Source organism: Streptomyces sp. ID05-39B (assembly GCF_033794725.1).
Taxonomy (GTDB): Bacteria; Actinomycetota; Actinomycetes; order Streptomycetales; family Streptomycetaceae; genus Streptomyces; species Streptomyces bobili.
In genome coordinates, this window is record NZ_JARGEF010000085.1 from 1 (window position 1) to 22298 (window position 22298).

The following is a 22298-nucleotide window of genomic DNA, read 5'->3' on the forward strand; positions in this document are numbered from 1 at the left end:
CTCCCGCCCCGTCCCTCCGGGTCAAGCGCCCGCATAGCGCGGCAGGCGGCGGCCCATCCGGATGACCGGATGAACCACCGCCTGCCAGACAGGACGTGGGACGTGGGGCGCGTGAGAGGTGAACGGGGGAGCAAAGCGGCGGCTGCCGCGGGCTACTTCGTCGGCTTCTTGCCGGTGACGCCCAGGTGCACCAACAGCGCGACGTTGGGCTTGAGTTCAGCCTGCTTGACGCCCCACGCGGTGAAACCCTTCTGGTGCGAGGCGACCGCCGCGAGCATCGCGACCAGCGAACCGGCGATCGCGCCGGGGTTCACGTCCTTGTCGACCCTGCCCTTGGACTGCAGTTCGGCGACCGCGTCCGAGAGGGAGTTGTTCACCGAGTTGAGGATCTTCATGCGGAGTTTGTAGAAGCGCTTGTCGCCCTCGGCCGCGCCGAGATCGACGACGCGCAGGATCGCGTCGTTGCGCTTCCAGAACTCCAGGAACCCGTCCACGAGTTCCTGCGCGGTCTGCCAGCCGGCCTTGCCGACCCAGGACCGCCCCTCCAGCAGCTCGGTCAACCCGGCGCCCTCCGCCGCCATTTGCTCCGCGATCTCCAGGACGGCGCCCTCGACGTCCGGGAAGTACTGGTAGAAGGTCGCGGGCGAAGTGCCCGCCTTCCGGGCCACATCGATGACCTTGACGTCCCGGTAGGGAGAGGAGCCGAGCATCTCGCTGAGGCAGTCGAGCAACTTCTGCCGCGTCGCCTGCCCGCGCCGACCGGCCACGCGGCCGTCGACGGTACGCACTTGTCCTGTCATGCCGTCAGCTTACCGAGGGGTGATCGGAGCGCGATTCGGCCGACTGCAAATGGGGTGCGCGAAGGTCCGGAGACGGGTGTGCCTGGTCTGCGGCTTGCGTGAACCGCCGTTAGTTTGACTGTATGGCCGAAAACAGGGCATCGGTGTACGCAGAGGGCGTCCCCTGCTGGGTGGACGCGCAGCTCCCCGACGTGGACGCGGGCAAGCGGTTCTACGGAGGGCTGTTCGGGTGGGACTTCGAGGAGGCCTACGGCTCCTCCGTGTGGGCCCGGCTGGACGGTGCGCCGGTCGCCGCCCTCGGCCGCAAGACGGACGGCCGGATGCCCACCGTGTGGACGGTGTCCTTCGCGACGCCGGACGCGGAGGCGACCGTACGCCGTATCCGGACGGCGGGCGGGCAGGTCGTCACGGCGCCGACGCCGGTCGACGGGGCGGGGGTCGCGGCCCTGGCGGTCGACCCCGAGGGTGCGGTCTTCGGCCTGTGGCAGGCGGGCGGTCACCCCGGCTTCGGGGTGCGGCACAGGCCCGGCGCCTTCGCCTGGGCGCAGCTGTACGCCCGTGACACCGAGACCGCCAACACCTTCTACGGCCACCTCTTCCACGAGGCCCTGTTCGGGCCGGACGCCGTACCCGACTTCGGGCGGGCGCCGGTCTCCGACGTCTTCCCCGAGGTCATGCCGCCGCACTTCCTCGTCCACTTCGGCGTCGAGGACTGCGAGGCGGCGCTCGGCGCGGTGAGCCGCCTCGGGGGGCGGGTGCAGGCGGGCCCGTTCACCGCCTCGTACGGAACGGTGGCCGTCGTCACCGACAATCAGGGGGCGTCGTTCGCACTGCTGCAGCGCTGAGCCGTCCGCTGCTCGCGGCACGTATGACAGGTACGGGAGCGGGCGTGCGGTCATGCGTGCGGGCCGGACACATGTTCATGTGCCCTCTTGCGCGTATATGAAATGAGACACCCTGATTGTTCCGGGGTTCGCAACCGGGCGCCCGGCCAGGAAGAATCAGGGTGCGTGCCGACATGGCGGTGCGGTGGTGAGACGCTGCACTTCGGTCGCGTACACATATGGGTGGCGTGGCCCGTACGGGGAGGTGGCAGGCAAGTGGTGGATCAGCTGACGCAGCACGATCCGCGGCGGATCGGGCCGTTCGAGGTGCTGGGACGGCTGGGAGCCGGCGGCATGGGGCTGGTCTATCTCGCGCGTTCGGCCTCCGGCCGCCGCGTGGCGATCAAGACGGTCCGCACGGAACTGGCCGAGGACCAGCTGTTCCGGGTCCGCTTCACCCGCGAGGTGGAGGCGGCGCGGGCGGTCTCCGGCTTCTACACGGCCGCGGTCGTCGACGCCGATCCGCGTGCCGCCGTGCCGTGGCTGGCCACCGCCTACGTGCCCGCGCCCTCCCTCGAAGAGATAGTGAACGACTGCGGGCCGCTGCCGGCCCAGGCGGTGCGCTGGCTGGCGGCGGGCATCGCCGAGGCGCTCCAGTCCATCCATGGCGCAGGGCTCGTCCACCGTGACCTGAAGCCCTCGAACGTCCTCGTCGTCGAGGACGGCCCCCGGGTGATCGACTTCGGTATCGCGTCCGGTGTTTCGAACACCCGTTTGACGATGACGAACGTCGCCGTCGGCACCCCCGCCTACATGTCCCCCGAGCAGGCCAAGGACTCGCGCAGCGTCACCGGCGCCAGCGACGTCTTCTCCCTCGGCTCGACCCTCGTCTTCGCGGCCACCGGACACCCGCCCTACCACGGCGCCAACCCGGTCGAGACGGTCTTCATGCTGCTGCGCGAGGGCCCCGACCTGAAGGGCCTCCCGAACGAGCTGCGCCCGCTCATCGACTCCTGCATGCAGATGGCGGCCACCGGCCGCCCCAGCCCCGCCGACCTCCAGGCCCAGCTGGCCCCGCACCTCTTCGCCGGCTCCGACGACAGCGGTACGGCGTCGGCGTGGCTGCCCGAGAAGGCGGTCACCCTCATCGAGACGCGCCGCGGCAGCCGGCTGCCCGTCAAGTCGGCGGCCCCCGCGAGCCCCGGCGTGGGCATGGCCCGGCCCGCCGTACCGCCGCCGCCCGCGCACGACCCCGTGGTGCCCGCCCGCACGGCGCCCGCACCCGTCGCCGTCGGCGCCCCCGACATCGGTCCCGTCCGGCTGGCCGGAGCGGCCGTGCCGATCGGGCCGGGCCCGCGGGTCGCCGACGTCCGTGCCACCGCCGCCGTCAAGGCGCCCGTGCCCGAGCCCGGCCTGGTCGCCTCCTGGTCCCGGCCCCGCACCGGCGTCAACGGCGCCGACCCGGCCTCCACCGCCGCGCCCTCGGCCGCCGCGGAGACCCCGGCGGGCTGGCGCCCCTGGCGGTTCCGCATGTCCAACGACGTGTGGGGCACCCCGGCCGTCGCCGGCGACCTCGTCTACGTCACCTCCTTCGAGGTGCACGCCCTGGACGTGGCCACCGGCCGCCGCCGCTTCAAGACACGCGACGTGGCCTGGTCGATGGCGGTCGCGGACGGCCGTATCCACGCCTCCGACGGGCCCACGCTGTTCACGCTGGACGCCCGTGAGGGCAGCGACCTGTGGCGGCTGCCCACCGACTCCTGGGTGTACTGCCTCAAGGCCGAGCGGGGCACGGTGGTCACCGGCACCCGCGGTGGCGGTGTCCAGGCCTGGGAGGCCTCCACCGGGCAGAAGCTGTGGGAGGCCACCGGCTGCCAGACCGACTTCGAGTCCCCGGAGGCCGGCCCCGCCCTCCATGACGGCATCGTCTACCTCTGGCAGGACGCCCGCCTGCGCGCCCTCGACGCCCGCACCGGCGAGGAGCGCTGGTCGTACCCCATCGGCGACTCCGCCTCCTGCAGCGGCGTCCCGGTCAGGGTGACCGCGGCCCCCGACGGCTACGTCTACATCTCGGCCGGCACCCGCGTCCTCGCCGTCGACGTGGCGAGCGGCATGGTCCGCTGGCACTTCGAGGCCCCCGCGGTCTTCCTCTCCCCGCCCACCTTCGTCCCCGGCCCCGCGGTCGCCGGCGGCGGCATCTACCTCGCCGACTACCTCGGCACGGTCTACGCCCTCGACGCCACCGACGGCCGCGACCGCTGGCGCATCGCCACCGAGGCCCGCTCCTCCATCGACCCGGTGCTGGTCGCCGCGGGCCACGTCCACGTCGGCAGCGGCAAGGGCCTCTACACGCTGGACGCCGTCACGGGCACCCCCAAGTGGCGTTTCCAGGCGGGCGGCGACATCGTCGGCTCCCCGGCGGTGGCCGAGGGCCGTATCCACTTCGGCTCCACCGACCACCTGCTCTACACCCTGAAGGCCGACGACGGCCGCCTCCGCTGGAAGCTGGCGACCGGCGGTGAGATCACCGGCACCCCGGTGGTCCGCGACGGCGTCGTCTACGCCTGCAGCAAGGACCGCTGCGTCTACGCCCTGGACGCGGAGAAGGGCACGGGAACGGCACGAACGGCGTAGGCCGTTGCCTTCGTGCCCTCCCGGACATCTGACCCGGCTGATCCTCAGCGCACCCTGAAGCCCCGCGCCCGCCGCCCCGCGAAGAGTTCCGCCTGCTGCTCGCCGGGCAGATTGCCCAGCGCGACGAGGTGCGGCGCCTGCGCGAATCCGGCGGCGAGGGAGGCCTCCTTCGCCGCCCACAGCGCCCGGACGGTGCCCTGGACGGCGGCGGCCGGATACCCGGCGACGACGGACGCGCACGCGACAGCCCCCTCCAACGCCCGCCCGGCCTCCGTCAGTTCGCTGACGAGGCCGATCTCGTGGGCCCGCCGTGCCGACATCCGCTCCGCCGCCCCCATCAGCATCATCCGCGCGACCTCCCCGTGCGGCATGCGCTGCGCCATGAGCACCGACTCGTACGCGCTGACCATGCCGTACGTGGTGTGCGGGTCGAAGAAGACGGCCTCGGCGCCCGCGACGAGGAACTCGCACTCCCCGAGCAGGTAGAAGGCTCCCCCGCAGGCCATGCCCTCGACGGCGGCGACGACGGGCTTCCACAGGTCGTTGGCCTTGGGGCCTACGGTGAGCAGCGGATCGTCCTGCATGTAGGGCGAGCCGGGCTGCGGCACGGCGGCGTCCCGGTCGATGCCCGTACAGAACGCCCGCCGGCCCGCCCCGGCGAGCACGACGGCCCGCACGGAGTCGTCGAACCGCAAGGCCCGCCACACCCCGGCGAGTTCACGCGCGGTCTCCAGGTCGATGGCGTTCAGCCGCTCGGGCCGGTCGAGGGTGACGACGGCGACGCCACTGTCCTCGTCGATGCTGAGGCGCGGACTCAACTGCGCTCCAGGACCCACTGGGGCAGCCCGCGCCCGTCGAACACGGCCCGCACGCGGGCGCCGATCCGCACCCGGTCGGCGGGGAAGGAGCCGAGCGGCGCGCCGGCCTCGGCGACCAGGTTCCCCACGAGCCGGACGCGGGGCGCGTCGGCCAGCTCCACGAGGACGACGTTGTACGGCGCGTGGACGGCGTAGTCCGGCAGCAGGGGCGGGTGCGGGACGGCGTACGACCAGACGCGTCCGCGGCCCGAGGTGAGCCGCCACTCGGTGGCGAAGGACTGGCAGTGCGGGCAGCAGGGCCGGGGCGGGAAGCGGGGTTCGCCGCAGTCGGCGCAGGCCTGTACACGGAGTTCACCCAGGGCGGCGTACCGCCAGAAGGGGGCGCCGTCCGCGTCGACGACCGGTTCGAGCATCTCAACTCCTCAGCAGCAGCGCGGAGGTGGGGACTCCCTCTCCGGCGGTGACGAGACAGGTCGTGGCGCCCGGCACCTGGGCGGTGCTGGTGCCGCGCAGTTGCTTCACGCCCTCGGTGATGAGGTTGAAGCCGTGCACGTAGGCCTCGGAGAGACCGCCCCCGCCGGTGTTGAGGGGCAGCCGGCCGCCGCTCTCCAGGGCTCCGCCCTCGGTGAAGGCACCGCCTTCGCCCCGGCCGCAGAAGCCGTACCCCTCCAGGGAGAGGGGGATCAAAGGGGTGAACGCGTCGTAGATCTGGGCCACGTCGACGTCCTGCGGGGTGAGGTCGGCGTGCTTCCACAGGTGCCGGGCGGCGGTCCAGGCTGGTCCGGTGAGCGGGTCGTCGGTCCAGTAGTTGACCATGCCGTGGTGCTGGGCGGGCAGGCCCTGGGCGGCGGAGTGGACGTACACGGGCCGCCGGGCGCAGTCGCGGGCGCGTTCGCGGCTGACGACCACGCAGGCCAGGGCGCCGTCCGTCTCCAGGCAGTTGTCGTAGAGGCAGAGGGGTTCGCTGATCCAGCGGGAGGTCATGTACGCGTCGCGGGTCAGGGGGCGGTCGTACATGACGGCGGCCGGGTTCTGGTTGGCCCGGTTGCGGCAGGCGAGGGCGACGGCGAAGAGGTGGTCGCGGGTGACGCCGTACTCGTGCAGATAGCGGCGGGCGAGGAGCGCGATCTCGTCGACGGGCCGCAGCAGGCCGAAGGGGCGCGTCCACTGGGCCGGGGTGGGGAGCTGGACGGCGGTGTTCGTCCACGGGCGAGGGCCGCTGCCCCGCTTGCGCGACCGCCAGGCGACTCCGACGCTCGCCTGACCCGCGGCGATGGCGGCGGCGAGGTGGGCGACGGTGGCGCAGGACCCGCCGCCGCCGTACGGGACGCGCCCGAAGTAGGTCAGGTCCCCGAAGCCGACGGCCTTCGCCAGCTCCACCTCGTCCGTCTCCTCCATCGTGTAGGAGGCGAGGGCGTCGACCTCGCCGGGTGCGATCCCGGCGTCGTCGAGCGCGGCGACGACGGCGCGGCAGGCGAGGGTCTTCTCGTCCTCGGGGAGGTGCTTGGCGAAGGGCGTCTGCCCTATGCCGACGATGGCGGTGGCGTCCTTGAGACCGGCCACGGGGTCACCTCCACGGAAGCCAAGTGAGCTGACAGCACGTCAGGTTACAGCTAATCTGACGGACAGTCAGGTACCTGTCGCGAGGAGGTCCGTGATGCGCGCTGAGGGTGCCGGGGAGTGGGCAACGATCCCGGAGCTGGTCCGGTGGGCGGCGCACCGGTACAAGGATGCCGAGGCGGTGGTGGAGGGCCGTACCCGCGTCTCGTACGGCGAACTCGGCGCCCGGGTCGAGCGGTCGGCGGCCTCCTGCCTCGCCCACGGGGTCCGCACGGGCGACCGCGTCGCGATCTGGGCGCCGAACTCGCTGGACTGGATGGTCGCCGCACTCGGCGCGGTGTCGGCCGGGGCGGTACTGGTGCCGCTGAACACCCGCTTCAAGGGCGCCGAGGCGGCCGACGTCCTGTCCCGCAGCCGCGCCCGCCTCCTCTTCGTCACCGGCACGTTCCTCGGCACGTCCTACGTCGCCTCGCTGCGGCGGGCCGCGGGCGAGGGCCCGGGGGAGGGGCCCCTGCCCGGACTGCCCGCACTGGAGACGGCGGTGGTCCTCGCGGAGGACGCCCCACCCGGCTTCCACACCTGGAAGGACTTCCTGGCGAGCGGCGAGGGCGTGAGTGCGAAGGAGGCCCGGACACGTTCGCTGGAGGTCTCCGGCGCCTCACCCTCGGACATCGTCTTCACCTCGGGAACGACCGGCCGCCCCAAGGGCGCGGTCATCACCCACGCGCAGACCCTGCGGGCGTACGACATCTGGTGCGACCTGGCGGGCCTGCGCCGCGGGGACCGCTACCTGATCGTGAACCCCTTCTTCCACACCTTCGGCTACAAGGCGGGCGTCATCGCCTGCCTCATGCGGGGCGCGACGATGATCCCGCAGCCGGTGTTCACCGTGGACACCGTGCTGGCGAACGTGGCCTCCGAGCGGATCTCCGTCCTCCCCGGCCCGCCGACCCTGCACCAGTCCCTGCTCGACCACTCGGCGCGGGACACCTACGACCTCTCCGCGCTGCGCCTCGTCGTGACCGGCGCGGCGGTCGTGCCGCTGCGGCTGGTGGAGCGGCTGCGCGGCGAACTGGGCGTGGACACGGTGCTCACTGCGTACGGCCTGTCCGAGGCGAGCGGCATCGTCACGATGTGCCGCCGCGGCGACGAACCGTCGGTCATCGCGTCGACGTCCGGCCGCGCGATCCCCGGCACACAGGTGCGGGTCGTCTCGGCCACGGGAGCCGAACAGGGGCCCGGCGAAGCCGGAGAGGTCCTGGTCCGCGGCTTCAACGTCATGCGCGGCTACTACGAGGACGAGCAGGGCACCGCCGAGGTGCTCACTCCGGACGGCTGGCTGCGCACCGGTGACGTGGGCGTCCTGGACGACGCCGGCAACCTCCGCATCACCGACCGCATCAAGGACATGTTCATCGTGGGCGGCTTCAACGCCTACCCGGCGGAGATAGAGCAACTCCTCGGCCTGCACCCGGACGTGGCCGACGTCGCGGTCATCGGCGTCCCGGACACCCGACTGGGTGAGGTCGGCAAGGCGTACGTGGTCCGCCGCCCGGGTTCCGTACTCACGGGCGACGACCTGATCGCCTGGTCCCGGCGCGAGATGGCGAACTACAAGGTGCCCAGAGCGGTCGAGTTCCTGGCGGAGCTGCCGCGCAACGCGAGCGGCAAGGTGCTGAAGGGGGAACTGCGGGGCCGCTGACCGCGGCCGGGCGGGTGACGCGGGCGCCCGGCCGTGGTCGGCGGATCCGCTCAGCCGAGGGCGCGGACGGCCTGGTAGTACGTCCACGCCGTGCTGGTGCAGGCGGTCCTGGTGGCGCCGCCGTAGTTGTTGCACACGCGCTTGAGGTCCTCGTGGAAGGCGCTGTCGAGGCGGGACTTGTTGGCGGCGAAGGTGCCGGCGGCCTTGTAGTTGCGGTAGCCGAAGTCGTGCCGGGCGCAGGAGGTGGAGAAGGGGAAGCCGAAGGGGTTGTCCGGCGAGGAGGAGCAGTAGTCGGTCGTCCAGTTGAAGCCGTACGCGGACCAGGCGGCCTGGTGGGACCGGGCGGCCGTCCACTGGCTGTAGCTCGACGCGCTGGTCTGCGTCCAGCTCGCGAGGACCTGGGGCTTGTCGGCGGGAGCGGCCTCGGCCGCGGTCGCGGTGGCGAACACGACGCCGAGGGAGAGGGCCGAGGCGGCAAGAGTGGTACCGAGTCTGCGGTGCATCCCACACCTCCATGAGGCTGCCGCCCGCCCATCGGGCAGCAGGTTCATGTCAAAATGGTTGCCGCGCGCAAGGTCCCCTCACACCCCGTCAGCCCGAAGGATTCCTGAACTCCGGGCGCCGCAGGACGAGCGGAACATGAAGCACCGGTTCGGACGGACAAGCCGGACCGGCCTACCGGCTCCTCGACACACCTCGACCGCGGCGGCCCCCCTCCGCGCCGCCGCGGTCGATCGGTCCCCGTGTGTGAAGGCTTGTGAAGCCCTACTTGCCGCCGCCGTCCAGCTTCAGGGCGGGCGGGGCCGGCATCGCGTTGTTGAGGGTGGTGATCGCCTCGTCCGTGGCGGGCTCGCTCGGCATCGCGTTGTTGAGAGTGGTGATCGTCTCGTCCGTCGCCGGCGGTGTGGGCATCGCGTTGTTCTGCGGAGAGACGGGCGCGTCCTTCTTCTGGTCGGTCATGGGACTGAGTTCCTCTGCTGTGGTGACGAGTGAGGAACGCCCGTCCGGAGGCTCCCCCGAGTGCTGCCGGACGGGCGCTCGGAGCCGCACCCTAACTGGTCGGCTCCTGGCCGAACCGTCTGCCCCCCGACGCGACGGTCCGACTCGTAAGACAGTGCCGGGTGCGGATAAACAAACGCTGAACGCTCCCGGCCGGCCGGGGACAAGCACGTCCGTCACGCTGCGGACGCGTGCGCCAGCAGCCCGCGCACGCTGTCGGACTCGGGTGCGCCGCTCTGTTCGAAGAGGGTCAAGGCGTCCTGCCAGCACGCTCTGGCCCGGTCCACCTGCGCCAGCTCGGCCAGGGCACGTCCAAGAAGCGTCAGGACGTTCCCCCGCATCCGGTCACCGCCGATGCATCCCAGGGTGAGGGCCAGTTCGGCGTGCTGCGCCGCCTGCGCGGGTCTGCTCGCGGCGAGGTGCACCTGTGCGATACGGAAGTTGGTGACGCCTTCCCACAGCCGTTGCCGGTGCTCGTTGAAGATCGCCAGGGCGCCGGAGAACTCTGTCAGCGCCTCGGCATGACGGCCGGCCTGGGTCAGCGCGACCCCTAGCGCGAAGTGGCTGTTGGCGAGACGTACCGACCGGCCGATCTCGCTGTGCGCGGCGAGCCCACGGCGCGCGATCTCGACGGCCTTGTCGGTGTTGCCCATCCCCAGGTACGCGCGTGACAGATTGCCCAGGGCGGTGGCTTCGAAGGGCCGGTTGCCCGCGGCGCGCAGACCTTCGAGGGCCTGGTCGAAGAAGGCCTTGCCGTCGCCGAAACGGCTCTGGTGCAGGCAGATGAGCCCGCGGTTGTTGGCCACCCAGCTGACGGCGGTGGCGTCGTGCGCGGCTTCCGCGAGTGCCATGGCGACCTGGGCTTCGTCCTCCGCCTGCTGGATGCGGCCGGAGACCAGGAGCACATCGCTGAGAACCGTGCGCGCCCTGCCTTCCGCTCGCTCGTCGCCCATGGCCCTGGTGGCGTCACAGGTGGCCCGCGCCGTCGTCTCGTACTGGTGGGAGTTGGCTCCCGACTCGGTCAGATCCTTGGCCGCCCACAGCAGATCGACGGCCCGGCCGAGTCTCTCCGTTCCCGCCGCCTGCCGTACGCAGGCCAGCAGCGGGCCCGCCTCCGTGTACAGCCAGTCCAGGGCCGCCGACCCTTCGGTGAAGCGCAGCCCCGGATAGCTGGTGGGCTCCAGGTCGTCGACCAGCCGGTCCCGGGGGTGCTCGATCGCGTACACCTGGGCCGTTGTCGCCAGATAGAAGTCCAGCACCCGCGACATCGCCGCCCCCCGCTCACCCGGCCGCGACTCGTCGCGTTCGGCGCATGCACGCGCGTAGAGGCGCACCAGGTCGTGGAAGCGGTAGCGGCCCGGTGCGGCGGACTCCAGGAGGGAGGTGTCGACCAGGGACTCCAGGAGGTCCTCGGTCTCCTCGGGGGGCAGGTCGAGTACGGCCGCTGCCGCCGAGAGGGACATGTCGGGGCCGTCCGCCAGGCCGAGGAGGCGGAACGCGCGGGCCTGGGCCGGTTCCAGCTGGCCGTAGCCGAGTTCGAAGGTGGCCTTCACCGCGAGGTCGCCGGCCTGGAGTTCGTCGAGGCGGCGGCGTTCGTCGGCGAGTTTGGCGGCGAGCACGGACACCGTCCAGGTGCGCCGGGCGGCCAGCCGGGAGGCGGCGATGCGGATCGCGAGGGGCAGGAAGCCGCAGGCGGCGACGACGTCCAGCGCGGCCTTCCGCTCCGACGCGACCCGTTCCTCGCCGACGATCTTCGTGAACAGGGCGAGTGCCTCTTCCGGCGACATCACGTCCAGGTCGACGAGGTGGGCCCCGGCCAGGTCCACCATCCGCACGCGTGAGGTGACGAGGGCCGCGCAGCCCTCCGTGCCGGGCAGCAGCGGGCGTACCTGTGCGGCGTCCTTGGCGTTGTCGAGCAGGACCAGCACGCGCCGGCCGTCGAGTGTGGAGCGGTACAGCGCCGCCCGTTCCTCCAGGGTGTCGGGGATGGCCGAGTCGGCGGTGCCGAGGGCCCGGAGGAAGGCGCCGAGGACCGTCTCGGGTTCGGCGGAGCGGGAGCCGGCGCCCTGGAGGTCGACGTAGAGCTGGCCGTCGGGGAAGGCGGGGCGGGCCTGGTGGGCGACGTGCACGGCGAGGGTCGTCTTGCCGACGCCGCCGATGCCCGCCAGCGCGGACACGGCCATGACGCGACCGCCCTCACCGCCGTCGCCCGACGCCCCGGCGAGCACCTGGCTCAGCTCGGTCACGAAGGAGGACCGCCCGGTGAAGTCGGGGACGGTCGCGGGGAGTTGCGCGGGCCGCACTGCTGTGGCGCTGGGTTCGCTCTGCGGCGCGGACGGTTCCGCGAGGTCCGGGTCGGCCTGGAGGATGCGCTGCTGCAACTCGCGGAGCCCAGCCCTTGGGTCGACGCCGAGTTCCTCCGCGAGCAGCCGCCGCGTGTCGGCGTACACGGCGAGGGCTTCCGCCTGCCGGCCGCTGCGGTACAGGGCCAGCATCAGCAGTTCGCGCAGCCGCTCGCGCAGCGGGTACGCCGCGGTCAGCGCGGTCAGTTCGGAAACGGCCTCCGCGTGGCGGCCCTGCTCCAGGTCCATGTCGAGGCGGGATTCGAGGAGGCCGAGCCGCCACTCCTCCAGCCTGACGCGCTGCGCCTCGGCGTAGGGGCCGGGTACGCCGGCCAGCGCCTCGCCGTCCCAGAGCCCGAGGGCGCGGTTCAGCAGCTCGCGCGCCCGGTCCAGGGCGCCCGTGGCTTTCGCCTTCTCCGCCTCGGCCGCCCATTCCTGCGCCACGGCCAGGTCGAGGGAGCCCTCGCCGAGTCCGCGCACCGCGTACCCGCCGGACTCGCTGACGAGGACGCCCGGGTCGAGGACCTTCCGCAGCCGGGAGGCGTACGTCCGAACCGCCGCCAGCGCCTGCGACGGTGACTCCTCGCCCCACAGGGCGTCGATCAGCTCGGCGGCGGTGGCGGTCCGGCCCTCGCGGAGCAGGAGGGCGGCGAGCAGGGCGCGTTGCTGGGGTGAGCCGGTGGCCAGCGGCTCGTCGCCGCGGCGGGCGCGCACCGGGCCGAGCACGTCGAAGCGCAACGTCTCCGGCTCCCGGAGGGAACCTGGACGCTTCTGCTCCGGCACACGCGGTACACGGTCGTCCATCGGGCTCCCTTCCCCCTGGGCATGATGACCAACTATGTCAGTTTGCCCTGTCCATGCCCCGACCGTCAGCCGTGCGAGACGCCGATCACAAGGCGGTGTGCGGGAGTCCACACAGTCGTCACCACCTCTTCGCACACGTTCGATCACAGCCGCTCGGCAAGGCGGCACAGCACACTTACTGACGGACCGTCAGATCAGCGCTACCGTTCCCTCATGGAGACCCATGAGACCCATGAGAGCTTTCCGCGGATCATCTCCGTCGACGACCACACGGTCGAACCCCCCACGGTCTGGCAGGACCGCCTGCCGAAGAAGTACCTGGACACCGGCCCCCGTACGGTCCGCGCCCCGCTGCGCGAGATGACCTTCCTCGGCGGGCGCTTCAAGCCCGTCATGGGGGAGCCCGGTGACGAGGGCCCGATGGGCGACTGGTGGGTCTACGAAGACCTGCACCGGCCCCTGACCCGCCTCGACACCGCCGTCGGCTACGACAGGGACGAGATCAGACTGGAGGTGATCACGTACGAGCAGATGCGCCCCGGCTCCTACGACGTCCCCGCCCGCCTCGCCGACATGGACGTCAACCACGTCCAGTCCGCCGTCTGTTTCCCCACCTTCCCCCGTTTCTGCGGGCAGACCTTCACCGAGGCCGCCGACCACGAGCTGGGCCTGCTCTGCGTGCGCGCCTACAACGACTGGATGGTGGAGGAGTGGTGCGGCCCCGCCGCCCACGGCCGGCTGATCCCCCTCACCCTCATCCCCCTCTGGGACGCCGAACTGGCCGCCGCCGAGGTCCGCCGCAACGCCGCCCGCGGCGTCCGTGCCGTCGCCTTCTCCGAGATACCCCCGCATCTCGGACTGCCGTCCGTCCACACCGACGCCTGGGACCCCTTCCTCGCCGCCTGCGACGAGACCGGCACCGTCATCGCCATGCACATCGGCTCGTCGAGCCGCATGCCGTCCACCTCCACGGACGCCCCGCCCGCCGTCGGCTCCACCATCACCTTCGCCAACTGCTGCTTCTCGATGGTCGACTGGCTGATGAGCGGCAAGTTCGAACGCTTCCCCAACCTCAAGATCATGTACGCGGAGGGGCAGATCGGCTGGATCCCCTACATCCTGGAGCGCGCCGACGTGGTCTGGGAGGAGAACCGTGGCTGGGGCGGCGTCGCCGACAAGGTCCACCGCCCGCCGTCCGAACTGTTCGCCGAGCACGTCCACGGCTGCTTCTTCGACGACGCCTTCGGGCTGCGCAACCTGGACTCCATCGGCGTGGGCAACGTGCTCTACGAGACGGACTACCCCCACTCCGACTCCACCTGGCCGAAGTCCCGCGAGGTCGGCGAGGCCCAGATGGGCCACCTGGACCCCGCCGTCGTGGAACGCATCGTCCGCGGCAACGCCATCGACCTGCTCGGTCTGACGCCGGACGGCCTGTGGGCCGGGGGCACACGGTGACGGGCGAGGCGGTGAGCGACAGGGCGACCGGCATGGCGTACGGCATCCAGCTCCCCGTCCAGTCCCAGTCCACCCTCTACACCGAGCCGTGGGAGACCGGCGCGGGCCCGGCCGACCTGGTCGCCGTCGCCCGCGCCGCCGACCGTGCCGGGTTCGCGTACGTCGCCTGCTGCGACCATGTCGCCATCCCACGCCGGCTGGCCGGGGCCATGAGCACCGTCTGGTACGACCCCGTCGCCACGCTCGCCCACCTCGCCGCCGTGACCGAGCGCGTCCGACTGCTCAGCCACGTCGCCGTGGTGGGCCTGCGGCACCCCCTCCTCACCGCCAAGCAGTACGCCACCCTCGATCACCTCAGCGGCGGCCGGCTGATCCTCGGCGTCGGCGCCGGACACGTACCGGAGGAGTTCGAGGCGCTCGGTGCCGACTTCCGGCGGCGCGGTGCCCTCCTGGACGAGACGATCGACGCCCTGCGTGCCGCACTCGGCCCCGAGGAGTTCCCCGAACACCATGGCAAGGCCTACGACTTCGAGGAACTGGGGCAGCGGCCCAGGCCCGCCCAGACCCGCGTCCCCCTCTGGGTCGGCGGCTCGTCGCCCGCCGCCGTACGCCGGGCCGCCCTCAAGGGCGACGGCTGGCTGCCCCAGGGCGACCCCAGGGACCGACTCCCCGCACAGATCGACCGCCTCCGCCGACTCCGCGGCGACAGCACCCCCCTCACCATCGGCGCCCTCACCGAACCCCTCTACGTCGGCACCCCCGCCTGGGACGTCGGCCACCGCACCCTCCACGGCCGCCCGGAGGCGATCGCCGAGTCCCTCGGCGCGTACGGGGCGATGGGCGTCCACCAGATCCAGGTCCGCTTCCGCTCCCGCGGCCGTACCGAACTCACGGACCAGATGGCGGCGTTCGGGGCGGAGGTGGCACCGCTGCTGCCGTCCGGCCAACCTGTCTGACAGCATTCATTGAATCTTTGAACATGTCCACGCCGAGCCGCGTATGTACGGACGTACGGACGACATGGCTCCGGCGGAAGGACACGATCACGTGCGATCCTCCCAGCGACTCTCCGTCGCCCTCGCCCGCTCCGACGGCGGGTGGCCGCCCGACGACTGGCCGGAGCAGGAAGATCCGTACGTCGGCCGGGTCGTGCGCCTGGCCCCGCCCTTCCGGATTCCGCGGGGCGTGGACGTGGTCGTCCTGCTCTGCGCGGATCCCGTGGCCGCACTGGCCGAACTGCTCGACGGGCCGGCCGCTGCGCGGGTGCCGGTGATCGTGGTCAGTGCCCGGCGGGACACGGACACGATCGTCGAGGTGTTCCGGCGGGGAGCGGGCTACCTGGTCGAGGACGACTACTGCGCCTGCATGCTGTCCTCGGCCGTCGTGGGGGCCACCGTCGGCCACACCTACCTCTCCCCGGCGGCCTGCGCCGCGCTGCGCGACGGGGCCCGGCGGCTGCCCCTGGGCGGCGAGGCGATGGAGCGGCTGCGCTCGCTGCTCTCGCCACGCGAACGCCAGATCATGGAGCTGCTGTCGACCGGTCTGGGCGCGCAGGAGATCGGGCTGCGATTACGCCTCAGCGAGAAGACCGTCCGCAACAACCTCAGCAACATCTACGCCAAGCTCGACGCGCGGGGCGGCACGGACGCGGTCCTGAGGTGGCTGGGAGCCACGCCCGTGCTTCGCACCTGAGAACTCCTCAGCGGCGGAGGGGAGTTGTCACGGCGCCGGGATTTCCGTCAGCGGGATCTCCACGTCGGAGACGCCGGCCCCGCCCTCGCCGAATCCGGGTTCCGCGCGGAGGCTCTTCGCCGAGTTCTGTATTCCGTTTGCCTGGGCGGTTCCGCATTTCACGTTGCGCAGCCAGAGCCGGCCGTCCGGAGTTCCGTTCTTGAGGAGCTGCGGATAGAAGACGTGCACGCTCGTGCCGCCCTCGCTCGGCGAGAAGAACACCTTCTGGCCGTCCTGCTCCTCCTTGTACGTGGCCTTGAGGAATCCGCTCACGTCGGTGCGCTTCTCGGACCACATGAAGAACCCGAGGTGGTCGGGTTGCACGGTGTCGGTCCGTGAGAAGTCGAATCCGGTACCGGTGTCGTCCCGCTTGAGGTCGATCTCCGTGGTGTTGAACTTGGCGCCGATCTCGAAGAACGAGTTCCCCAGCTTCGAGTCGGCGGAAGCGGTGAACCCGTCCTCGAGCGTGACGGACCTCGTCACCGACGCCGACACGCTGAAGGCCTTCGAGAGGGCGCTCGTCGAACCGCAGTTGTCGGTCACGGTGGAAACGCGCTTGTTGGACCCGAGGCTGTCCCTCTTGAACTGGACGTCGACGAATGCACAGTTGTCCAGCTTGGCGGCGTTCTGCGCGCAGTCCCTGGTCACTTCGGAGGGGGTGGCGGCACCCGCCTGGTTCATCAGCGGAACGGCCACCGCGATGGCCACCACCGGGGCCATGGCGATGACGACACGCTTCTTCTTGCTCCGGTGATGTCCCTTGCGGCTGGTCATGGGTGCGTCTCCTTGAAGGGGAAGAGAGAGGGGGGAAGGGGTAGGGATGCGGGAGGAAATGGCTGATGGGAGGGTTCCTCAGGAGTCCTCAGGAGTCCTCAGGAGTCCTCAGCAGTCCGTCAGGACGGGCTTGACCGCCCCGTCCGCGATGCCTGCGGACCCGGCGGCTCCCGGCAGGATGAGGGGTCCCTCGACGAGTTCCGAGGCCACGAAGTTCTTCTCCGGAGAGGGGTTCACGGCGAAGCTTCCGGGATCGGCGTCGAGCCGCACCCGCCATTCGCCGGTCATGCGCTGCATCTTCGGCGTGAACTCCATGTGCAGGACCTTGCCGACCGGAACCTCCCTGTTCTCCGTGTCACCCGCGGTCACCGACCTGACGGTCATGTCGGTCGTGCCCCTGTGCTTGAGCCAGGCCCCGCTCAGAAAGCCGAAGAGCCCGCCCCCGGCGCCCTGTTGGGTCGCGGTGTACTTTCCTGAGCCCTGGCCCACGGTGGCCTTCCAGGTGATCGACACCTTCGCCGGTTCGGTGGCGTTCGGCTCGCAGTTCGGGAAGTCGATCGAGGCCTTCTCCGTGGGGCCGTCGAACGTCTGGAAATTCGTCTCGACGTAGTCGCAGTTGTCGGACTCGTGACTCGGGCCGGCGATCGGGTGGCCGCCGAAGTCGAAGATGGACTGCGTTTTGCCGTTGAGTACCCTGGCCCTCTCGCACATCGTGATGATCTGCTCAGAGGTCTTCTCGTCGGCCGCGTTCGCCGACGGAAGAAGGGTGACGATGACGCCACCGGTCGCGAGAGCCGCGCCGATGGCGACATAACGGACCTTCTTGTTCTTCAGTCTCCTCTTTGCCACGGCTGCTCCATCCTTCTCGGGTTCTCCTTCTCGATGAAGGAATACTGGAGTTCCGCGGGCACGTCCGACAGGGTCAAATGTCCCTACGCGAGGGTCACTTGATGTGTGCTTGTGCAATCGGCCAGGAAGTGGGCACGTAAGCGATCACACAAGTAGGGCGTCGGTCGACGGTGGCGGACGGCGGCACGATCGTCGACACGGCCTCGTACGCAGGCCTGACCGGCATGGCGGCGGTTGCCGGTCTGCGCGGCGAGCAAGCACGCGAGCGCCGGGGCTCACCCAGGTGGCCGCGCTGGAGCGCGCGCCGTGGGGGAGCCGGGTCGACGTTGGGTGCCCCCGGCGCGATCGGGACCGTGAGTGAAGGTCCGCTTCCGCTTCGGCAGGCACTGAACTCGCGGACCGGCCGACGGCGTTCGGGGCCGGCGTCGCGTCGACGTGGTGAGCGCGCTCGGCGTCGGCGCCGGCCCTCCGTCTCCGTCAGGACTCGGGTGAGTGCTCGGCCGGTGGGGAGACGAGGTGGATGCCCGCCGGGTTTACGTCCGGGGCGTGGAACAGCGTGGGGAGGTCGTGGTGGGCGAGGCCGGCGAGTTCGATCGCGCTTTTCGCGACGGCGTGGGCGGCCCGAAGCGACTGCCCTTCACAGAGGGTGGCGTAGAACCTGGCCGCGTAGGCGATCGCATCCATGTCGCCGATGGAGGCGGACATACCGATGGCGAAGGGGACCGTGCCGATCAGCTTCTCCGCCTGCGCCGCCGACGCACAGGAGTTCAGTACGACCAGCACGGGCGGCTCGTCGACGGCGGTCAGGGCGCGGGCGAACGCCTCAGCCGTGACGGCGGCACCGTGATGGCGCCGGTCCAGGTCCTTTTCGAAGACGAGCAGGTCTTCGCTGCTGTGACCGGAGAAGTGGACGACGTGCGGCCGGAACCGGGTGAGCCCGGTGAGCAGGTGGTCCGTCGTCGCGGCGGGGTGCGGGTCCATCTCCACCCAGTCCCGGTGGGTGGCGTCCCGTACGCCGGCACGGATCCGCGACTGTTCCCGAGCGACCCGGAGTTCGCCTTCGGGGCCCGCTCCGAGCATGAGCAGGCGCAGCTTCTCCGGTTTGGGCGTGGGCAGTTCCTGAAACACGGCGTTCCCCCTGATGTCGGTGGCCGACGAGTGGCCCTGTGATGCCTTCCCGCCCCGGCCGCGTCCGTACCCCGGGTGAGAGGGAACCTCCGTCTGCCCGGCCGCCTCCATCCCGGTCAACCGTGCCTTGATCTCCAGCACCTCGCCGCCCAGTCCGGCGGCCTTGGCGCTCCACAGCCCGGCGCTGTGGGCGGCCAGATCGGCGCGGGCTTCATGGTGCGCGACGGATTCGGGCGAGGCGCTCATGCCGGCGTCCGCCGCACTGGACGCGAGCGACCGTGCCTTTGACGCGAGTGCCCGCTCGGTCGCTTCTCTTCGTCTGAATTCGGTTGCCTTGCGTTCCGCTTCCGCGTGTTCGACGCTCTTCTTCGCCAGTTCCATACGGAGGTTACTCGTGTTCATCGACTGCTTTCTCCCTCGGAACGATCTCTGGTGGACAGACGGCGACGGTTATGGAGAGCGGTGGATGGGCATCGAACAGCCATCTGCGATCCAGGGGGGCGTGGTAATGGATCCTTCAGAGGTTTTACGGGACATGGTGAGCGATGCCGATCCCGATGTCCTGCGTATTCTCGGCGACACCACGGGCGGTGACCATTCCTCGGACGCCACCGCGGACGTCTCGGCGAACACCGGCGGTCACGGCCATGGGCATGACTGGGGCGGCGATCTGGCGGCTTCGGGTGCCATCGTGACGCTCCTGACAACGGGACGCAGTGCTCAGAAGTTCCTGAGCCGCGCCTGGCGAAACCGCTACGGCACGCCGATTGCCCCGCCCGCCCCGCCCGGTCCGGCCCGGCCGGCCGGAGACGACGGTCCCGAGCCCGCCGAGCAGCTGTCCCAGGACCAGCTCGTGGCCTTCGCCAAGCGCCATGTCGTACGCCAGGCCCAGGTGGAGGAGAGTCTGCTGAGTCTCAGCGGATTTCTTCGCGAGCCGGAGCTGTCGGCCTGCCTGGTCTCGCTCAGGTATGCGGAAGGCGGCGTGTACCACGTCGCCGTCCGGGTCAAGGGCGGGCGGGCAGTGATCCACAAGTACCAGGTCCTGACCGAGGACTGAAAAGTCCCATGCAAAGCCACTGCGTAGAATCCGCTTCTCGGAAAGGGATCGTCCCATGGTTGATGGCCGGCAGCCGGGTGTGATGACCGCGCACCATCAGTTCGAGGTGGAGGTCCGGCTGAGATCGGGGGTGAGCGTCACGCTCCTCGTCGAGGACGTCCAGTTCCTGATGGCCCCCCACGCGCAGATGATCAAAATGCTCCAGGGCAAGAATCCGGTAGTACGGCATTTCTTCGCGCTGCAGAAATCCGGCCCGGTGGAGGTGATCTACAACCCCGGCCTCGCCTCGAACGCCGGGCACGCGGGTGAGGAGTTCGCGCTGGCGCTTCTGCCCGGGGTGATGCTCGGCAAGACATTCAGGTCGGTGAGCGGTAAGCGGAAGGGCAGCCGGACGGAGGTGCTGGACGGCCCGACGGGGCAGATCGTGCCGGGCTACTCCTACCACCCCATGGAGAAGGTCAGGGACAGCTTCGGAATCGTGGGCCAAGCGGGGAGCGCCGCGCTGCACGCGTTCCGAGGGTTCGAGAAGACCCGGGCGGCGTTCGACGATCTCATCATGTGGGCGGCCGGACTGCCCGGCAAGGGCTACTACATAGTCGAGAACGGCAAGCCTCACGTGCTGCCGGAGATCGAGCACGAGATCCGGTACCGGGACCTGGTCCGGGTGGACGGCTGACGCCGACAGGTCCTCCCTCTCCCCTTCCCTCTCCTTGTCCGCCGTCGCCCTTCATTGCTGACGACCCATCAGCTACCGTGCCGTCGCCACTTCCGAAGGAGGCGCGATGGGCAAGCTGGACGGACGTGTCGTCATCGTCACCGGTGCGGCGCGCGGGCAGGGAGAGCAGGAGGCGCGGCTCTTCGCCGAGGAGGGTGCGCGGGTCGTCGTAGCGGATGTCCTGGACGAGCAGGGCAGTTCTCTCGCCACCGAGTTGCGGACGCTGTACGTCCATCTCGACGTGGGTGAGGAGGCCGACTGGGCCGATGCCGTGGCGGCGGTGAAGCGGGCGTACGGGCGGATCGACGGGCTGGTCAACAACGCGGGCATTCTGCGCTTCAACGCCCTCGTCGACACCCCGCTGGACGAGTTCATGCAGGTGGTGCGGGTCAATCAGGTCGGCTGCTTCCTCGGCGTGAGGACCGTCGGGCCGGAGATGACGGACGGCGGCACCATCGTCAACACCGCCTCCTACACCGGCCTGACCGGCATGGCGGCCGTGGGCGCGTACGCCGCCACCAAGCACGCCATTGTCGGGCTGACGCGGGTTGCCGCGCTGGAGCTCGCCCCGCGCGGCATCCGTGTCAACGCCATGTGCCCCGGCGCGATCGACACGCCCATGTCCAACCCGGCCCGTCTCGACCCGGACGCCGACACCGAGGAGACCGCGCGGGCCCTGGACGCGTTGTACCGCAAGCTGGTGCCGCTCGGGCGGGTGGGACGCCCGGAGGAGGTGGCCCGGCTCGCTCTGTTCCTGTCCTGCGAGGACTCCTCCTACATCACCGGCCAGCCGTTCGTGATCGACGGTGGCTGGCTGGCCGGCGTCACCGTCATCTGACGAGTCGTCAGCTATTGACGCCTTCGGCGTGCGGTGCCACAGTCGGCGATCTGACGGGACATCAGATATCTAGGGAACCGGGGACGGTGAACCTCCTTGGAATTCGGGCTCTTTGTACAGGGATACGTCGGCAAGCGGGCCGAGACCGACCCCCTCGCCGAGCACAAGGCACTGATGGAGGAGACCGAGTACGTCATCCAGGCGGACCGGTCCGGCTTCAAGTACGCCTGGGCGTCGGAGCACCACTTCCTGGAGGAGTACTCCCACCTCTCCGCCAACGACGTCTTCCTCGGCTACCTCGCCCACGCCACCGACCGCATCCACCTCGGCTCCGGCATCTTCAACCCGCTCGCCCAGGTCAACCACCCGGTGAAGGTCGCCGAGAAGGTCGCCATGCTCGACCACCTCACCGACAACCGCTTCGAGTTCGGCAGCGGACGCGGCGCCGGCTCGCACGAGATCCTCGGCTTCCTCCCCGGCATCACCGACATGAACTACACGAAGGAGATCTGGGAGGAGACCATCGCCGAGTTCCCCAAGATGTGGCTCCAGGACGAGTACGTCGGCTTCCAGGGCAAGCACTGGCAGCTCCCGCCCAGGAAGGTGCTGCCCAAGCCGCACGGGGGCAGCCACCCCGCGATGTGGTACGCCGCCGGGTCGCCGCCGTCGTACGCGATGGCCGCCCGCAAGGGGCTCGGGGTGCTCGGATTCAGCATCCAGAAGGTCGCCGACATGGAGTGGGTGCTGGAGCAGTACAAGACGGCGATCGTGAACGCCGAACCGATCGGCGACTTCGTCAACGACAACGTGATGGTGACGACGACGGCGATCTGCGCGCCCACCCACGACGAGGCGATCCGGATCGCGGTGAGCGGCGGGCTGCACTACCTGCCGTCGCTGGTCTTCCGGTACCACGACACCTTCCCCCGTCCCGAGGGGTTCCCCGAGTGGCCGGAGACGCTGCCCGAGTACACCCCCGAGTTCGTCGAACTCCTCGTCGAGGAGGAGCTGCTGATCTGCGGCGACCCGGACGAGGTGCTGCGGCAGTGCAAGCGGTGGGAGCAGGCCGGAGCCGACCAGCTGAGCTTCGGACTCCCGGTCGGAGTGCCGAAGGAGGAGACGCTGCAGACGATCCGGCTGATCGGGGAGCACGTGATCCCGAAGATCGACACGGATCCGGTGCACCGGACCACGAGGTTCCGCCGAGCCGGGGCCTGAGCCGGCGCCCGAGCACCCCCGTCGATCGCCGATCGCCGTCGATCCCC

General features: G+C 70.7%; 20 protein-coding genes. 10 read left to right on the plus strand and 10 right to left on the minus strand.

Going from position 1 to position 22298, the window contains the following annotated elements; all coding sequences use genetic code 11:
* Positions 1-152: 152 nt before the first annotated feature.
* Positions 153-788, minus strand: coding sequence for a TetR family transcriptional regulator (locus P1P75_RS19690; RefSeq protein ID WP_319257166.1), 636 nt, complete (start codon positions 786-788; stop codon positions 153-155).
* A gap of 134 nt (positions 789-922) precedes the next feature.
* On the opposite strand from P1P75_RS19690, the gene P1P75_RS19695 reads away from it, so the two are divergent.
* Together P1P75_RS19695 and P1P75_RS19700 are read left to right on the plus strand one after the other, a co-directional pair.
* Complete coding sequence (locus P1P75_RS19695) at positions 923-1645, plus strand: VOC family protein (RefSeq protein ID WP_319257102.1); 723 nt, start codon at positions 923-925, stop codon at positions 1643-1645.
* Between the two features lie 255 nt (positions 1646-1900).
* Positions 1901-4258 carry a serine/threonine-protein kinase gene (locus P1P75_RS19700; protein ID WP_319257105.1) on the plus strand — a complete coding sequence of 786 codons (2358 nt, stop codon included), beginning with the start codon at positions 1901-1903 and terminating at the stop codon, positions 4256-4258.
* Positions 4259-4302: 44 nt separating this feature from the next.
* Here P1P75_RS19700 and P1P75_RS19705 read toward each other — a convergent pair whose 3' ends face one another.
* Genes P1P75_RS19705 through P1P75_RS19715 form a run of 3 tightly spaced genes read right to left on the minus strand, consistent with a single transcriptional unit; the run spans position 4303 to position 6639 of the window.
* Entirely contained in the window at positions 4303-5076 is a 774-nt protein-coding gene (locus P1P75_RS19705; protein ID WP_319257108.1) for an enoyl-CoA hydratase/isomerase family protein, read from the minus strand.
* Complete coding sequence (locus P1P75_RS19710) at positions 5073-5489, minus strand: OB-fold domain-containing protein (protein WP_319257111.1); 417 nt, start codon at positions 5487-5489, stop codon at positions 5073-5075. Before P1P75_RS19710 ends, P1P75_RS19705 begins: the two co-directional genes overlap by 4 nt.
* A gap of 1 nt (position 5490) precedes the next feature.
* Positions 5491-6639, minus strand: a complete 1149-nt coding sequence (locus P1P75_RS19715; protein WP_319179041.1) for a lipid-transfer protein — start codon at positions 6637-6639, stop codon at positions 5491-5493.
* Between the two features lie 94 nt (positions 6640-6733).
* Here P1P75_RS19715 and P1P75_RS19720 point away from each other — a divergent pair, with 94 nt between their 5' ends.
* A complete protein-coding gene (locus tag P1P75_RS19720; RefSeq protein WP_319257114.1) occupies positions 6734-8338 on the plus strand; it encodes a FadD3 family acyl-CoA ligase in 1605 nt (534 codons plus the stop codon).
* A gap of 50 nt (positions 8339-8388) precedes the next feature.
* Here the strand turns inward: P1P75_RS19720 and P1P75_RS19725 are convergent, their stop codons facing one another.
* The 3 genes from P1P75_RS19725 to P1P75_RS19735 form a co-directional block, all read right to left on the minus strand.
* On the minus strand, positions 8389-8841 hold the full coding sequence (locus P1P75_RS19725) for a phospholipase (protein WP_319257118.1): 453 nt from the start codon (positions 8839-8841) through the stop codon (positions 8389-8391).
* A 262-nt stretch (positions 8842-9103) separates the two neighbouring features.
* Positions 9104-9298, minus strand: a complete 195-nt coding sequence (locus tag P1P75_RS19730) for a hypothetical protein (RefSeq protein ID WP_319257120.1) — start codon at positions 9296-9298, stop codon at positions 9104-9106.
* A gap of 215 nt (positions 9299-9513) precedes the next feature.
* Entirely contained in the window at positions 9514-12483 is a 2970-nt protein-coding gene (locus tag P1P75_RS19735) for a BTAD domain-containing putative transcriptional regulator (RefSeq protein ID WP_319257123.1), read from the minus strand.
* Between the two features lie 213 nt (positions 12484-12696).
* Here P1P75_RS19735 and P1P75_RS19740 point away from each other — a divergent pair, with 213 nt between their 5' ends.
* From P1P75_RS19740 to P1P75_RS19750, 3 genes are all read left to right on the plus strand, one after another.
* The gene (locus P1P75_RS19740) at positions 12697-13941 is read left to right on the plus strand and encodes an amidohydrolase family protein (RefSeq protein WP_319257126.1); all 1245 of its coding nucleotides are present in this window, start codon (positions 12697-12699) and stop codon (positions 13939-13941) included.
* Between the two features lie 32 nt (positions 13942-13973).
* Positions 13974-14897 (plus strand): TIGR03619 family F420-dependent LLM class oxidoreductase, encoded by a 924-nt coding sequence (locus P1P75_RS19745; RefSeq protein WP_319257168.1) that lies wholly within the window; start codon positions 13974-13976, stop codon positions 14895-14897.
* A gap of 91 nt (positions 14898-14988) precedes the next feature.
* Positions 14989-15633 carry a response regulator transcription factor gene (locus P1P75_RS19750; RefSeq protein WP_319257129.1) on the plus strand — a complete coding sequence of 215 codons (645 nt, stop codon included), beginning with the start codon at positions 14989-14991 and terminating at the stop codon, positions 15631-15633.
* A 27-nt stretch (positions 15634-15660) separates the two neighbouring features.
* Here P1P75_RS19750 and P1P75_RS19755 read toward each other — a convergent pair whose 3' ends face one another.
* The 3 genes from P1P75_RS19755 to P1P75_RS19765 all read right to left on the minus strand — a co-directional run bounded on the left by P1P75_RS19755 (position 15661) and on the right by P1P75_RS19765 (position 18825).
* Positions 15661-16446 carry a hypothetical protein gene (locus tag P1P75_RS19755; RefSeq protein ID WP_319257132.1) on the minus strand — a complete coding sequence of 262 codons (786 nt, stop codon included), beginning with the start codon at positions 16444-16446 and terminating at the stop codon, positions 15661-15663.
* 108 nt (positions 16447-16554) lie between these two features.
* Entirely contained in the window at positions 16555-17295 is a 741-nt protein-coding gene (locus P1P75_RS19760) for a hypothetical protein (RefSeq protein ID WP_319257135.1), read from the minus strand.
* A 477-nt stretch (positions 17296-17772) separates the two neighbouring features.
* A complete protein-coding gene (locus tag P1P75_RS19765) occupies positions 17773-18825 on the minus strand; it encodes a CHAT domain-containing protein (protein ID WP_319257139.1) in 1053 nt (350 codons plus the stop codon).
* 64 nt (positions 18826-18889) lie between these two features.
* On the opposite strand from P1P75_RS19765, the gene P1P75_RS19770 reads away from it, so the two are divergent.
* From P1P75_RS19770 to P1P75_RS19785, 4 genes are all read left to right on the plus strand, one after another.
* Positions 18890-19480 (plus strand): hypothetical protein, encoded by a 591-nt coding sequence (locus P1P75_RS19770; RefSeq protein ID WP_319257141.1) that lies wholly within the window; start codon positions 18890-18892, stop codon positions 19478-19480.
* A gap of 55 nt (positions 19481-19535) precedes the next feature.
* Positions 19536-20156 (plus strand): hypothetical protein, encoded by a 621-nt coding sequence (locus P1P75_RS19775; RefSeq protein WP_319257144.1) that lies wholly within the window; start codon positions 19536-19538, stop codon positions 20154-20156.
* A gap of 106 nt (positions 20157-20262) precedes the next feature.
* Entirely contained in the window at positions 20263-21033 is a 771-nt protein-coding gene (locus tag P1P75_RS19780) for an SDR family NAD(P)-dependent oxidoreductase (protein WP_319257146.1), read from the plus strand.
* 96 nt (positions 21034-21129) lie between these two features.
* On the plus strand, positions 21130-22251 hold the full coding sequence (locus P1P75_RS19785) for an LLM class flavin-dependent oxidoreductase (protein WP_319257148.1): 1122 nt from the start codon (positions 21130-21132) through the stop codon (positions 22249-22251).
* Positions 22252-22298: the final 47 nt, after the last annotated feature.

Excerpts from the sequence above, each read along its gene's own strand:
- P1P75_RS19695 (WP_319257102.1), top strand. The coding sequence starts at position 923 with ATGGCCGAAAACAGGGCATCGGTGTACGCAGAGGGCGTCCCCTGCTGG.
- P1P75_RS19710 (WP_319257111.1), bottom strand. The coding sequence starts at position 5,489 with ATGCTCGAACCGGTCGTCGACGCGGACGGCGCCCCCTTCTGGCGGTAC.
- P1P75_RS19720 (WP_319257114.1), top strand. The coding sequence starts at position 6,734 with ATGCGCGCTGAGGGTGCCGGGGAGTGGGCAACGATCCCGGAGCTGGTC.
- P1P75_RS19725 (WP_319257118.1), bottom strand. The coding sequence starts at position 8,841 with ATGCACCGCAGACTCGGTACCACTCTTGCCGCCTCGGCCCTCTCCCTC.
- P1P75_RS19730 (WP_319257120.1), bottom strand. The coding sequence starts at position 9,298 with ATGACCGACCAGAAGAAGGACGCGCCCGTCTCTCCGCAGAACAACGCG.
- P1P75_RS19735 (WP_319257123.1), bottom strand. The coding sequence starts at position 12,483 with ATGGACGACCGTGTACCGCGTGTGCCGGAGCAGAAGCGTCCAGGTTCC.
- P1P75_RS19740 (WP_319257126.1), top strand. The coding sequence starts at position 12,697 with ATGGAGACCCATGAGACCCATGAGAGCTTTCCGCGGATCATCTCCGTC.
- P1P75_RS19745 (WP_319257168.1), top strand. The coding sequence starts at position 13,974 with ATGGCGTACGGCATCCAGCTCCCCGTCCAGTCCCAGTCCACCCTCTAC.
- P1P75_RS19755 (WP_319257132.1), bottom strand. The coding sequence starts at position 16,446 with ATGACCAGCCGCAAGGGACATCACCGGAGCAAGAAGAAGCGTGTCGTC.
- P1P75_RS19765 (WP_319257139.1), bottom strand. The coding sequence starts at position 18,825 with ATGAACACGAGTAACCTCCGTATGGAACTGGCGAAGAAGAGCGTCGAA.
- P1P75_RS19770 (WP_319257141.1), top strand. The coding sequence starts at position 18,890 with ATGGGCATCGAACAGCCATCTGCGATCCAGGGGGGCGTGGTAATGGAT.
- P1P75_RS19775 (WP_319257144.1), top strand. The coding sequence starts at position 19,536 with ATGGTTGATGGCCGGCAGCCGGGTGTGATGACCGCGCACCATCAGTTC.
- P1P75_RS19780 (WP_319257146.1), top strand. The coding sequence starts at position 20,263 with ATGGGCAAGCTGGACGGACGTGTCGTCATCGTCACCGGTGCGGCGCGC.